This is a genomic window from Pseudonocardia xishanensis (assembly GCF_039541715.1).
In the GTDB taxonomy this organism is placed as follows: domain Bacteria; phylum Actinomycetota; class Actinomycetes; order Mycobacteriales; family Pseudonocardiaceae; genus Pseudonocardia; species Pseudonocardia xishanensis.
Genome location: NZ_BAABGT010000003.1, coordinates 131,914 through 145,179, shown reverse-complemented (window position 1 = coordinate 145,179; position 13,266 = coordinate 131,914). Strand labels below are relative to the sequence as shown.

Sequence of the window (13,266 nt, the reverse complement as noted above, 5' to 3'; positions counted from 1 at the left end):
ACGTCCCAGCCGGGCAGCGGCTTGGTCGGGGAGCCGGGCTTGATCGGCAGCAGCTCGATCCCGGCCGGGTCGGCCACGATGGGCCACCCGGTCTCGGTCTGCCACCAGTGGTCGATCACCGGGATCCCGAGCAGCTCGGATGCCCAGCGGTAGGTCTCCGGGTCCAGCCGCTCCCCGGCCAGGAACAGGTACTTCAGCGCCGACAGGTCGTACTTGCGGGCGTACGAGCCGTCGGGGTCCTCCTTCTTCAACGCCCGGAACGCCGTCGGCGCGGTGAACATCGACCGCACCCCGTACTCGGACATGACCCGCCAGAACTGCCCGGCGTCCGGTGTCCCGACGGGTTTGCCCTCGTAGAGCACGGTGGTCGCCCCGGCCAGCAGCGGCGCGTAGACGATGTAGGAGTGCCCGACGACCCACCCGACGTCGGACGCGGTGAAGATCGTCTGCCCCGGCCCGACGTCGTAGACGTTGGGCATCGACCAGGCCAGCGCGGTCGCGTAGCCGCCGCCGTCGCGGACCACGCCCTTGGGCTTGCCGGTGGTGCCGGAGGTGTAGAGCACGTAGAGCGGGTCGGTGGAGCGCATCGGCACCGGGTCGGCGGGGGTGGCCTTCGCGACGGCGTCGGCCCAGTCCACGTCGTCCGGGCCCATCTGCGCGGAAGCCTGCGGGCGTTGCAGGATCACGCGCTTGCCCGGCTCGTGCTCGGCGAGCTCGATCGCGCGGTCCAGCAACGGCTTGTAGGCGATGACCCGCTTGCCCTCGATCCCGCAGGACGCGGAGACGATGACGGTGGGGGCGGCGTCGTCGATGCGGACGGCGAGCTCCTTGGCGGCGAACCCGCCGAACACCACCGAGTGCACCGCGCCGAGGCGGGCGCAGGCCAGCATGGCGATCGCTGCCTCGGGGACCATCGGCATGTAGACGACGACCCGGTCGCCCGCGGTGACGCCGAGATCGCGCAGGACTCCCGCGAACGTCGCCACCTCTTCGGTCAGCTGTGCGTAGGTGTAGGTGCGCTTGGTGTCGGTGACCGGTGAGTCGTAGATCAACGCCGCCTGATCCCCCCGACCTGCGGCGACGTGCCGATCCAGGGCGTTGTGCGCGACGTTCAGCGTCCCGTCGGGGAACCAGCGGTAGAACGGCGGGTTCGCCTCGTCCAACGCCCGCGTGGGCGGCTGCTCCCACTCCAGCGCCTGCGCGGCCTGCAGCCAGAACCCCTCCCGGTCCTGCACCGCGGCCCGGAAAACGTCCTCGTACGCACCCACTCCGTGCTCCTCCCCGTTCCGTACCTACTCAGCCCTGCTCGAACAGCGTGCCGTGCTGCGCGCGGAGCTTGTACTTCAAGATCTTCCCGCCGACGGTCTCGGGCAGGGCGTCGGCGAACACGATCGCCTTGGGCGTCTCGTAGCCGCCGAGCTTCGCCCGGCAGTGCGCGATGATCGACTCCTCGTCGGCCTCTGCGCCCGCCCGCAGCACCACGACCGCGGTCACCGCCTCGCCCCAGTGCTCGTGCGGCAGCCCGATCACGGCTGCCTTCTCCACCGCCGGGTGCCCGTGCAGCACGGACTCGACGCGCAGGCTGGAGACGTTCTCACCGCCGGACTTCACGATGTCCTTGAACCGGTCGACCATGATCCGCAGGCCGTCGGAGTCCACGGCCGCGCTGTCCCCGGAGTGGAACCAGCCGCCGCGGAAGGCCTCGCGGGTGGCCTCCTCGTTGAGGTAGTAGCCCGCGGTGACGATCGGGCTGCGGTACACCACCTCACCCGGGGCCTGCGGCGTGTCGCGCAGCGACGTCCCGTTCTCGTCGACCACGTCGGAGGCGAGCAGCGGGCTGGGCACGCCGACGTAGTTGACCGCCGGGGCCGTCCGCTCGTAGATCTCGTTCCACTTGGCGGGCCAGAACCGATGGCACGCGATGGCCTCGGTCTGGCCGAAGATCCCCAGCACCACCAGCCCCGGAGCCTTCTCCTGCAGCCCGGCGTACACCTTCGGCTCCAGCGCGCCCCAGCCGTAGACCAGCACCGTCAGGCTGGAGAGGTCCGCGCCGGTACGCTCCGCCTCGGCGTTGATCGCGGTGACGAACTGCGGCGAGCCCGCCCACAGTGCGGTCGGGCGCTCCTCGACGATCGTGGCGAGGACCTGGTCCGGCAGCGGACGTCGGCCGAGCACGAGCGAGCCCCCGGCGAGGAAGGCGGAGAGGGTGAAGATCTGGTCACCGACGTGGTAGATCATCGGCAGGGCGGTGGCGACCTTGAGCTCGGTCTCCACCTGCAGGCCACGAGTCAGCGAGACCGTGAAGTTCAGGGCGGCGAGGTGGCTCGCCCCGTGCGAGATCATCACGCCCTTGGGCATCGCGGTGGTGCCCGAGGTGTAGAGGATCTGCCAGATGTCGTCCGAGTGGATCTCCACCTCGGGCTCGGTGGTCGGCTGCCCCTCCAGGAAGTCGGCGAACGAGACGCTGCCGGCGACCGGCTCGCCACCGATGGTGATGGTCGCGCCGACCCGCAGGCCCTTGGCGCCGAAGGCCGCCTCGGCCCGCGGCCACAGCTCGGCGTCGACGATCGCCAGGCTCGGCTCGGCCTGGCCGATGAGGTACTCGAGCACGTCCGGCGCGAGCGCCGGGTTGATGGGCATGGCGACCATGCCCGCCTTCGCGATCCCGATCTTGGCGAGGTAGGCCTCGACCGAGTTCTCGCTGAACAGGACGACCCGGGCGCCGGGCTCCAGCCCCTGCGCCGCGAGGGCGTGGGCGAGCCGGCTCGTGATCTCGTCCGCCTCCCGGTAGGTGACGGAGGCGAAACGCTCGTCACCGTAGGCGCCGGGGCGGCCGGTGATCGCGGTCTTGTCCGGGTAGCTCCAGGTCAGCCGCTCGAACACGTCGCCGACCGAGGTCCGCTCCCACCGGTTCACCGCGCGCCGTCCGCGCAACCGGGTCACATCGATCTCGCCGAGCTGTCCCTGCAGGTCCACATCAGCCTCCTTGCCGTCTCACCTGAGGCCGTCAGCATCCCGGCATGCGCCCCCGATCACAAGCCCCTAGTCATTCGCGATTCACAAAATTCGCTGAGCTCGCGCCCCGCACGACGACCCCCGCAGGTCTCGATCGGCGTCAGCCCACCATGCTGTCTACCTGATTCTCTGTGACCCGGCACCCCTCCGACTTGCCAACCGGGCAATAGTGAACCACCATGCACTCATCGCGGGCGACGCCGTCCGGTCGACCAGATGCGTAAAGGAGTCGGTGTGGACTTTCGGGAGAACTCCGAGCACAGGGATCTCCGGGAGACGGTACGAGCGATCACGGCGAAGTTCGGGCCGGAGTACTACGTCCCCCGGGCCGAGGCGGGTGAGCCGACCTCCGAGCTGTGGGCCGAGCTCGGCGCGAACGGCTTCCTCGGGATCAACCTGCCGGAGGAGTACGGCGGCGGCGGCGCGGGCCTCGTCGAGCTGGCGATGGTCTGCGAGGAGACCGCCGCGGCGGGCTGCCCGCAGCTGCTGCTGCTCGTCTCGGCCGCCATCTCCGGCGAGATGATCTCGGACTTCGGCACCGAGGAGCAGAAGCGGCACTACCTGCCGCGCATGGCCTCCGGTGAGACCAAGGTGGTCTTCGCGATCACCGAGCCGGACGCGGGGTCCAACACCCACAAGCTCTCCACCGTGGCGAAGCGGGACGGCTCGGACTGGGTCGTCAACGGGGCCAAGTACTACATCTCCGGCGTGGACGAGGCCGAGGCGATCCTTCTCGTCACCCGCACTGGAGTCGACGAGACGACCGGCAAGGCGCGGCTCTCGCTCTTCCTGGTCCCCACCGACACCCCCGGGCTGATCAAGACCCCGCTGCCGGTGTCGGCCAAGCTGCCCGAGAAGCAGTTCACCCTCGCGTTCGACGACATGCGGCTGCCCGACTCCGCGTTGCTCGGCGAGGAGGGCAAGGGCTTCGGTCAGGTCTTCCACGGGCTCAACCCCGAGCGGATCACAGGCGCGGCGGTCTGTGTCGGCGTGGCCCGCCACGTCCTCGCGCAGGCCTCCTCCTACGCCATCACCCGGAAGGTCTGGGACGCCCCGATCGCCAGCCACCAAGGCGTCTCGCACCCGCTGGCCAAGGCGAAGATCGAGACCGAGCTCGCTGCGCTGATGACGTCGAAGGCCGCGTTCCTGCACGACGAGCGCCTGCCCGCGGGCGAGGCCGCCAACATGGCCAAGTACGCCGCCGCCGAGGCCGCGGGCGCCGCCGTCGAGGCCGCCATCCAGACCCACGGCGGCAACGGCCTCGCCACCGAGTACGGCCTGCTCCCCTACTGGGGGATCTCGCGGCTGCTGCGGATCGCACCGGTCAGCCGGGAGATGGTCCTCAACTTCGTCGCCCAGCACAGCCTGGGCCTGACCCGCTCGTACTAGGGGGAACATCCATGCCGACCGTCCTGCGCTCCGCGCTGAACACCAGCGACGAGGTCTACCTCGCCAACCGCAAGCAGTCCGAGCAGGTCCTGACCGAGCTCGACGAGCAACTCCAGGCCGCTATTGCGGGCGGCGGCGAGCGCTACCAGAAGCGCCACCGCGACCGCGGCAGGCTGCTCGTGCGCGAGCGGATCGAGCTGCTGCTCGACCGCGACGCCGCCTTCCTCGAGCTGTCCTCGCTCGCCGCCTGGGGCACCCAGTTCACCGTGGGAGCGTCCATCGTCACCGGCATCGGGGTCGTCTCCGGCGTCGAGTGCATGATCATCGCCCACGACCCCACCGTCCGCGGCGGCGCGATGAACCCGTGGTCGCTGAAGAAGACGTTGCGCGCGTTGGAGATCGCCCGGATCAACCGGCTCCCCACGATCAACCTGGTGGAGTCCGGCGGCGCCGACCTGCCCACCCAGTCCGAGCTGTTCGTGCACGCGGGCAAGATCTTCCACGACCTCACCGAGCTGTCCTCGCTGGCCATCCCGACGATCGCGCTCGTCTTCGGCAACTCCACCGCCGGGGGCGCGTACGTGCCGGGCATGTGCGACTACGCGGTGATGGTCGACCAGCAGGCCAAGGTCTTCCTCGGCGGCCCGCCGCTGGTGAAGATGGCCACCGGCGAGGACGCCGACGACGAGGAGCTGGGCGGCGCGGCCATGCACGCCAAGGTCTCCGGGCTCTGCGACCACTTCGCCGTCGACGAGCGCGACGCCATCCGCATCGGGCGGCAGATCGTCTCCGAGCTCAACTGGCACAAGCTCGGCCCCGGTCCCACACTGCCCGCCGACGAGCCGCTCTACGACCCCGACGAGCTGCTGGGCATCGCGCCGTCGGACATCAAGATCCCCTTCGACCCGCGCGAGGTCATCGCCCGCGTCGTCGACGGTTCCCGCTTCGGGGAGTACAAGCCGTTGTGGGGCACCAGCCTGGTCACCGGCTGGGCCTCCATCCACGGCTACCCGGTCGGCATCCTGGCCAACGCCCGCGGCGTGCTGTTCAGCGAGGAGGCCAAGAAGGCCAGCGAGTTCATCCAGCTGGCCAACCAGACCGACACGCCGCTGATCTTCCTGCAGAACACCACCGGCTACATGGTCGGCAAGACCTACGAGCAGGGCGGGATCATCAAGGACGGCGCCAAGATGATCAACTCCGTCGCCAACAGCACGGTCCCGCACATCACCGTGAACCTGGCCGCGTCGTTCGGCGCAGGCAACTACGGCATGTCCGGGCGCGCCTACGACCCACGGCTGATGTTCGCCTGGGCGGGCTCCCGGCTCGCCGTCATGGGCGCCACCCAGCTCGCCGGCGTCATGTCGATCGTCGCGAAGTCCTCCGCCGAGTCCGCGGGTCGCGAGTTCGACGCCGAGGCCGACGAGCGCAACCGCGCCGCCATCGAGGCCCAGATCGAGAAGGAGTCGCACTCCTTCTTCGTCACCGCCCGGCTCTACGACGACGGCCTCATCGACCCCCGCGACACCCGCACCGTGCTCGGCATCGCGCTGTCGACCGCGCACTCCAACATCGTCGCAGGCCAGCGTGGCTACGGCGTCTTCCGGATGTGAGTGAGGCTCCGCCCGTTATGACTACCAAGACCATCCACAAGCTGCTGGTGGCCAACCGCGGCGAGATCGCCGAGCGGATCATCCGCTCCGCCCGCGCCCTGGACATCGCGACCGTCGCCGTGCACTCGGATCCGGACGCGGACGCCCTGTTCGTCGACGCCGCCGACGAGGCGGTGCTGCTCCCCGGCGCCGCCCCGTCGGACACCTACCTGCGTACCGAGAAGATCATCGAGGCCGCGAAGCTCACCGGCGCCGACGCCATCCACCCCGGCTACGGCTTCCTCTCCGAGAACGCCGACTTCGCCCGCGCCTGCGCCGACGCCGGGATCACCTTCGTCGGCCCGCCCGTCGAGGCCATCGAGGCCATGGGCTCCAAGATCGCCGCGAAGGAGCTGATGGAGAAGGCGGGCGTGCCCGTCCTCCCCGGCGCCACGATCGAGTCCGACCCGACCCCCGACGAGGTCCGCGAGCTGGCCACCGGGATCGGCTACCCGCTGCTGGTCAAGGCCGCGTTCGGCGGTGGCGGGCGCGGCATGCGGATCGTGCGGTCCGCGGACGAGGTGGTCGACGCCGTCCTCGGCGCCCGCCGCGAGGCCACCTCCGCCTTCGGCAATGGCACCGTGTTCCTCGAGCGCTTCGTCGAGAACCCCCGCCACGTCGAAGTGCAGATCTTCGGCGACACCCACGGCACCGTGGTGCACCTGTTCGAGCGCGAGTGCTCGATCCAGCGCCGCTACCAGAAGATCATCGAGGAGGCCCCCTCCCCCGCGGTCGACGAGGCCCTCCGCGCGCAGCTCGGCGACGCCGCCGTCGCCGCCGGTGCGGCCATCGGCTACACCGGCGCCGGGACCGTCGAGTTCGTCATGGCGCAGAACGGGGAGTTCTTCTTCCTCGAGGTCAACACCCGCCTGCAGGTCGAGCACCCGGTCACCGAGGAGATCACCGGCCTGGACCTGGTGGCCCTGCAGATCGCCGTCGCCGAGGGCGAGGCGCTGCCCGCGGAGGCCACCGACGCGGTGATCACCGGACACGCCATCGAGGCGCGGCTCTACGCCGAGGACCCGACGCAGGACTATCTGCCCGGCTCGGGCACCCTGCACCGCTTCCACGTGCCTGCCCTGCCCGGCGTGCGCGTCGACACCGGCGTGCGGGACGGCTCGGTGATCGGCACGAACTACGACCCGATGCTGGCCAAGGTGATCGCCCACGGCCGCACCCGCACCGAAGCCGCCCGCAAGCTCGCCCGCGCGCTGTCCGAGGCCGAGGTCCACGGCCTGGTCACCAACCGGGACCTGCTCGTCGCGATCCTGCGCGAGCCGGAGTTCCTGGCAGGCAAGACCGACACCGGGTACCTCGCGCGACACGAGCCCGCTGCGCTCGTCGGCACCCCGGACGAGAACACACTGGCCGTGCACGCCCTCGCGGCGGCGCTGGCCGAGCAGTCCGGCCGCCGCTCCGACGCCGGGGTGCAGCGCCCCGTGCCCACGGGCTGGCGGAACGTCCGCAGCGCCCCGCAGCACGCCGAGTACCGCCTGGGCGACACCGAGATCGACGTGACCTACGGGCTGGTCCGCGGCACGCTCACCGCGAGCGTCAACGAGACCGAGCTGACCGACGTCGCCGTCCTTGAGGCCACCGACAGCCTCGTCGACCTCCGGGTCGGCGGCGTACGCCGGACTGTGCGCGTGCACCGCTTCGGCGACACCGCCCACGTGGACAGCGTGCTCGGCGCGACCACGCTCGTCGAGCGCCCGCGGCTGCCCGAGCCCGGCACCGACGCCGCCCCCGGCTCGCTGCTCGCCCCCATGCCCGGCACCGTCGTCCGGGTGGCGGCCGAGGTCGGGCAGCAGGTCGAGGAGGGCGCGGTCATCGTGGTGTTCGAGGCCATGAAGATGGAGCACTCGGTGCGCGCACCCGTGTCGGGCACCGTCGCCGAGCTGACCGTGGAGGTCGGTGACACCGTCGAGTCCGGCGAGATCCTGGCCGTCATCGAGGCCGACGAAGGGGAGGACGCCTGACATGAGCGACGTGACCTACGAGGTGACCGACGGCGTCGCCTGGCTGACCATCGACCGGCCCGAGGCGCGCAACGCGCTCAGCAAGGCCGTCCGCGAGGGCCTGTTCGACGGCGTCCACCGGTTCAACGCCGACGACGAGGCGAAGGTCCTGGTGCTCACCGGCGCCGGCGACAAGGCCTTCTGCGCGGGCGGCGACCTCAAGGAGATGAACGACGTCGCCCTCCAGGTGCCGCCGCCGGACTTCCTGCCGCAGCTCGGCCGCAACATCGAGGTGCCGAAGCCGACGATCGCCGCGGTCAACGGCATCGCCTACGGCGGCGGCTTCCTGCTCGCCCAGCAGTGCGACCTGGTGGTGGCCGCCGAGCACGCCCGCTTCGCGATCTCCGAGGTCAAGATCGGCCGCGGATCCCCCTGGGCCGCACCGCTGTCCTGGCTGATCCCGCCGCGCGTCGCGCTGAAGATCCTGCTCACCGGCGACCCGATCGGCGCGGCCGAGGCCCAGGGCTACGGCCTGGTCAACGACATGGTGCCCGCCGAGGAGCTGCGCGCGCACACCCAGAAGCTCGCCGAGCGGATCGCCGCCAACGCGCCGCTCTCGGTGCTGGCCGCCAAGAAGACGGCGTACCTGTCGGCGAGCCACACCCGCGCCGAGGCCTACGACCTGGCCGAGGACATCTGGGAGCCGGTCTACACCTCGAAGGACGCCCAGGAGGGACCGCTGTCCTTCCGCGAGAAGCGCGCCCCCGTCTGGCAGGGGATCTGACCATGGCGGTCTCCATGGAGCAGCTGCTCGACGACCTGGTCGCCGAGACCCGCGTGCTGCAGGACCTGGTGGCGGAGCTCGACGACGCGGGCATGTCCACGCCGACCCCGGCCGAGCGGTGGAGCATCCGGGACCAGCTGACCCACCTCGCCTACTTCGACGAGACGGCGACGCTGGCCGCGGTCGACCCGGACACCTTCCGGGTCGAGGCCGCCGCGCTCGTGGCCCGCGGGGACGACTTCCCCGACCAGGTCGCCGCCGACCACGCCGCGCTCACCGCGGACGAGGTCCGGTTCTGGCTCGCGGAGACGCGCACCACGCTCGTCGCGACCTTCCGCGGCATCGAGCCGAAGGCGCGGCTGCCCTGGTACGGACCGGACATGAGCGCGCTGTCCTCGGTCACCGCCCGGCTCATGGAGACCTGGGCGCACGGCCAGGACGTGGCGGACGCGCTCGGCGAGCGGCGCGTCCCCACCGACCGGCTCCGCCACATCGCCCACCTCGGTGTCCAGACCGCCGGGTTCTCCTTCCTGCTCAACGGCCGGGCCGCCCCGACCTCACCCGTGCGGGTCGAGCTCGAGGCGCCCTCGGGCGACCGGTGGGAGTGGGGTCCGGAGGACGCGGCCGACCGGGTCACCGGGACCGCCCACGACTTCTGCCTCACCGTGACCCAGCGCCGCCACGTCACCGACACGGCCCTTCAGGTCGCCGGGCCCGTCGCGACGGAGTGGATCTCCATCGCCCAGACCTTCGCCGGCACCCCCGGCACCGGGCGCGCCCCGGGTGCCGTGGCCGCCTTCTCGGGAGGAAAGCCATGACCCGCGCACCGGTGCGCATCGGCAACTGCTCCGGCTTCTACGGGGACCGCATCGCGGCCGCCCGTGAGATGGTCGAAGGCGGGCCGATCGACGTCCTGACCGGCGACTACCTCGCCGAGCTCACCATGCTGATCCTGTACAAGGCTCGGCTCAAGGACCCGACAGGCGGCTACGCCAAGACCTTCCTCACCCAGGTCGAGCACGTCCTGGGCACCTGCCTGGACCGCGGCATCAAGATCGTGTCCAACGCCGGCGGGCTCAACCCCGCGGGCCTGGCCGCCGATCTCGCCGCCCTGGCCGAGCGCCTCGGGCTCGCTCCGAAGATCGCCTATGTGCACGGCGACGACCTCGTCGAGCGCCTCGACGAGATCCAGGCCGCCGGGCACGCCCTAGCCCACCTCGACACCGGCGCCAAGCTGGCCGACGCCGGCGTGAACCCGGTGTCCGCCAACGCCTACCTCGGCGCCTGGGGCATCACCGAGGCCCTGCGTGCCGAGGCGGACATCGTGGTGACCGGGCGGGTCACGGACGCCTCCGTCGTCGTCGGGCCCGCCGCGTGGTGGCACGGCTGGGAGCGCACCGACTTCGACGCGATCGCCGGCGCCATGGCCGCCGGGCACGTGATCGAGTGCGGCCCCCAGGCCACCGGCGGTAACTACTCCTTCTTCGAGGAGGTCACCGACCGCCGCTACCCCGGCTTCCCCATCGCCGAGGTCGCCGCCGACGGCTCCAGCGTGATCACCAAGCACGCCGACACCGGCGGGCTCGTCTCGCCGGGCACGGTGACCGCGCAGCTGCTCTACGAGATCGGCGAGCCCGCCTACCTCGGCCCGGACGCCGTGGCGCATTTCGACACCCTGCATCTGACCCAGGAGGGCGAGCACCGCGTCCGGATCTCCGGCACCCGCGGCAGCGCCCCCACCGACCAGCTCAAGGTCGCCCTCAACTACGAGGGCGGCTACCGCAACACCATGACCCTGGTGCTCACCGGCACCCGGATCGAGGAGAAGGCCGCCTGGGCCGAGCAGCAGCTCGTCGAGCTGCTCGGCGGGCGGGAGCGCTTCGCCGAGTTCGACGCGCAGCTCCTGCGCTTCGACCACCCCGACGCCCCCACCAACGCCCAGGCCACCGCGCACCTGCGGATCACGGTCAAGGACCCCGACCGCCGCAAGGTCGGCCGCGCCTTCTCCAACACCACGATGGAGCTCGCGCTCGGCGGCTACCCGGGGTTCCACACCACGACCCCGCCCTCCGGCGAGAGCGCGTTCGGGGTCTACTGGCCCACGCTGGTGCCCGCCTCGGAGGTGCAGCAGCTGGTCACGCTGCCCGACGGCACGACCAAGCCGGTGCCGCACAGCGCGACCACGGGCGAGGTGCCCGCTCCGGCCGCACCCGTCGCGGTGGCGCCGGTCGAGGGTCCCACCCGGCGGCTGCCGCTGGGCGAGATCGCCGCGGCCCGGTCCGGTGACAAGGGCGGCAACGCCAACATCGGCGTCTGGACCCGTACCGACGCCGAGTACGAGTGGCTGCGCGGCCACCTCACGATCGAGCGCGTCCGCGAGCTCCTCCCGGAGGCCGCCGAGCTGGAGATCCGCCGCTTCGACCTGCCCAACCTGCGAGCGCTGAACTTCGTCGTGGTCGGGATCCTCGGCGCGGGCGTCGCCTCGGCGACCCGGCCGGACCCGCAGGCCAAGGGGCTCGGCGAGTACCTGCGCAGCCGCCTCGTCGACATCCCCGTCACCCTGCTGTCGGACTGACCGGGGTGGCGGGGAGACCCGCCCGCCCGTCCGTCACCCAGCCCCCCGGGTGACGGACGGGCGCCCTTCTGGAGAGAGGCACGCATGGCTCTGCCCGTGGGCGTCAACGTCGGGCACTTCTTCCGAGGAGTGCCCGCGGACTTCGCCGACACCGTCCGACGGATCGAGGACCTGGGCTTCGACGGCCTGTGGTTCGCCGAGGCCTACGGCTCGGACGTCTTCACGCCGCTGGCCTACGCCGCGGCCGTGACCAGCCGGATCCGGCTCGGCACCGCCGTCGCGCAGATCCCCGCGCGGACCCCGACCGCCACCGCCACCACCGCGGCGACCCTGGACCAGCTCTCCGGCGGCCGAGTCGTCCTCGGGCTGGGCGCGTCCGGCCCGCAGGTCTCCGAGGGCTGGCACGGTGTCGCCTACCCCCGCCCGCTCGCGCGGACCCGGGAGTACGTGGACGTGGTGCGCCAGGTGCTCGCCCGCGACAAGCCCCTGGACCACGTGGGCGAGTTCCACCAGCTCCCGCTGCGCGGTGGCACCGGGCTCGGCAAGCCGCTCAAGTCCTCGATGCACATCCTGCGCCCCGACCTGCCGATCCAGCTCGGCGCCGAGGGACCGCGCAACGTCGCGCTCGCCGCCGAGATCGCCGACGGTTGGCACGCGATGTTCTTCTCCCCGGCCTTCGACGGCTTCTACCGCGAGGCCCTCGACGCCGGCTTCGCGCGGCGCGGCGGCAGACCGCAGCACTTCGAGGTCGTGTGCACCCTGCCGGTCGTCGTCGACGAGGACGTCGAGCGTGCCGCCGACCGGATCCGCCCCGACCTCGCCCTCTACATGGGCGGGATGGGGGCCCGCGGGACCAACTTCCACCACGACGTCTTCGCGCGGATGGGCCACGGCGAGCTCGCGGCCCGGGTCCAGGACCTCTACCTGCGGGGTGAGAAGGCCGCCGCGGCGGCCGCGATCCCCACCTCGCTCGTCGAGGAGGTCGCGCTCGTCGGCCCGGCGGGCAAGCTCCGCGAGGACCTCGCGCGCTGGGAGGACACCGTGATCGACTCCCTGGCCGTCCAGGGGCTGCCCGCAGACCTCGACGCCGTCGCCCGCGCGCTACTGGCCTGACCCACCCCGGGAGGACCGATGCAGGTCGAGAGCCGTCCGGCCATCGCGGCGTCCTGGCGCCGCTCGGCCCTCGCCGGGCTGAGCCGGGAGACCAGTGGCCTGGCGGACATCGGCGAGGTCAACCTGACCACCGCGCTCGTCCGCGCGGCGCACCCGGTCCTGCACGCGCTGGGCGACCAGCTCGGCGACAGCCCGGTGTGCCTGATGCTGGCGGACCGCGACGGGCACGTCGTGTTCCAGGCCGCGGGCGACCGGAGGCTGCGGACGGCCCTGGAGGACCAGGCGATCGTGGTGGGGTCGCGGCTGGGCGAGGATCTGCGCGGGACCAACGGCCTCGGCACCCCGCTGGAGGCGGGCAGCCCCGTCGCGATCAGCGGGGCCGAGCACTACCTGCACGCCTACGGCCGTTTCAGCTGCTACGGCAGCCCCATCCGGCACCCGCTGACCCGGCGGATCGAAGGCGCCATGGACCTCACCATCCCCGCCGAGGAGCCGAACCCGCTGTTCCGGCCGCTGGTCATGCGGGCCGTGCGGGACATCGAGGCGCGGCTGCTCGACTCGGCGCGTCCCGCCGACCGACGGCTGTTCCTCGCCTTCGAGGAGGCGACCCGGCGGCGGTCGGCCCCGGTCGCCGTGCTCGACGCCGACACCGTGCTGATGAACCGCGGCTTCTCCGCCCACCTCGGAACGGCAGGCCCCGAGGTGCTGCGCACCCTGCTCCCCGCGACCGCGGCGGAGGGCACCATCGTCCGCCGGCTGGACCTCGGCACGGGCACGCCC

Annotated in this window: 10 protein-coding genes; 8 read left to right on the top strand and 2 right to left on the bottom strand. The window is 71.9% G+C overall.

Annotation, left to right across the window (positions count from 1 at the left end):
* Window positions 1-1,268 (bottom strand): AMP-binding protein (locus ABD993_RS01075; protein WP_345411756.1); only part of this gene is annotated, 1,268 nt, incomplete at its 3' end.
* A 28-nt stretch (window positions 1,269-1,296) separates the two neighbouring features.
* A complete protein-coding gene (locus ABD993_RS01070) occupies window positions 1,297-2,976 on the bottom strand; it encodes an AMP-binding protein (RefSeq protein ID WP_345411754.1) in 1,680 nt (559 codons plus the stop codon).
* A gap of 273 nt (window positions 2,977-3,249) precedes the next feature.
* Here ABD993_RS01070 and ABD993_RS01065 point away from each other — a divergent pair, with 273 nt between their 5' ends.
* The 8 genes from ABD993_RS01065 to ABD993_RS01030 form a co-directional block, all read left to right on the top strand.
* Window positions 3,250-4,404 carry an acyl-CoA dehydrogenase family protein gene (locus ABD993_RS01065; RefSeq protein ID WP_345411752.1) on the top strand — a complete coding sequence of 385 codons (1,155 nt, stop codon included), beginning with the start codon at window positions 3,250-3,252 and terminating at the stop codon, window positions 4,402-4,404.
* A gap of 11 nt (window positions 4,405-4,415) precedes the next feature.
* Window positions 4,416-6,017, top strand: coding sequence for an acyl-CoA carboxylase subunit beta (locus tag ABD993_RS01060; RefSeq protein ID WP_345411751.1), 1,602 nt, complete (start codon window positions 4,416-4,418; stop codon window positions 6,015-6,017).
* Between the two features lie 17 nt (window positions 6,018-6,034).
* Window positions 6,035-8,035, top strand: coding sequence for an ATP-binding protein (locus ABD993_RS01055; RefSeq protein ID WP_345411750.1), 2,001 nt, complete (start codon window positions 6,035-6,037; stop codon window positions 8,033-8,035).
* 1 nt (window position 8,036) lies between these two features.
* Entirely contained in the window at window positions 8,037-8,798 is a 762-nt protein-coding gene (locus tag ABD993_RS01050) for an enoyl-CoA hydratase/isomerase family protein (protein ID WP_345411749.1), read from the top strand.
* 2 nt (window positions 8,799-8,800) lie between these two features.
* Window positions 8,801-9,616, top strand: coding sequence for a TIGR03084 family metal-binding protein (locus ABD993_RS01045; RefSeq protein WP_345411748.1), 816 nt, complete (start codon window positions 8,801-8,803; stop codon window positions 9,614-9,616).
* Window positions 9,613-11,373: an acyclic terpene utilization AtuA family protein gene (locus ABD993_RS01040; protein ID WP_345411747.1), complete on the top strand. Its 1,761-nt coding sequence runs from the start codon at window positions 9,613-9,615 to the stop codon at window positions 11,371-11,373. The genes ABD993_RS01045 and ABD993_RS01040 overlap by 4 nt, the downstream gene beginning before the upstream one ends.
* A gap of 90 nt (window positions 11,374-11,463) precedes the next feature.
* Entirely contained in the window at window positions 11,464-12,486 is a 1,023-nt protein-coding gene (locus tag ABD993_RS01035) for an LLM class F420-dependent oxidoreductase (RefSeq protein WP_345411767.1), read from the top strand.
* An 18-nt stretch (window positions 12,487-12,504) separates the two neighbouring features.
* Window positions 12,505-13,266, top strand: a 762-nt coding sequence (locus tag ABD993_RS01030; protein ID WP_345411746.1) for a GAF domain-containing protein, incomplete at its 3' end; no start/stop codon positions are given.

Excerpts from the sequence above, each read along its gene's own strand:
- ABD993_RS01060 (WP_345411751.1), top strand. The coding sequence starts at position 4,416 with ATGCCGACCGTCCTGCGCTCCGCGCTGAACACCAGCGACGAGGTCTAC.
- ABD993_RS01055 (WP_345411750.1), top strand. The coding sequence starts at position 6,035 with ATGACTACCAAGACCATCCACAAGCTGCTGGTGGCCAACCGCGGCGAG.
- ABD993_RS01050 (WP_345411749.1), top strand. The coding sequence starts at position 8,037 with ATGAGCGACGTGACCTACGAGGTGACCGACGGCGTCGCCTGGCTGACC.
- ABD993_RS01045 (WP_345411748.1), top strand. The coding sequence starts at position 8,801 with ATGGCGGTCTCCATGGAGCAGCTGCTCGACGACCTGGTCGCCGAGACC.
- ABD993_RS01040 (WP_345411747.1), top strand. The coding sequence starts at position 9,613 with ATGACCCGCGCACCGGTGCGCATCGGCAACTGCTCCGGCTTCTACGGG.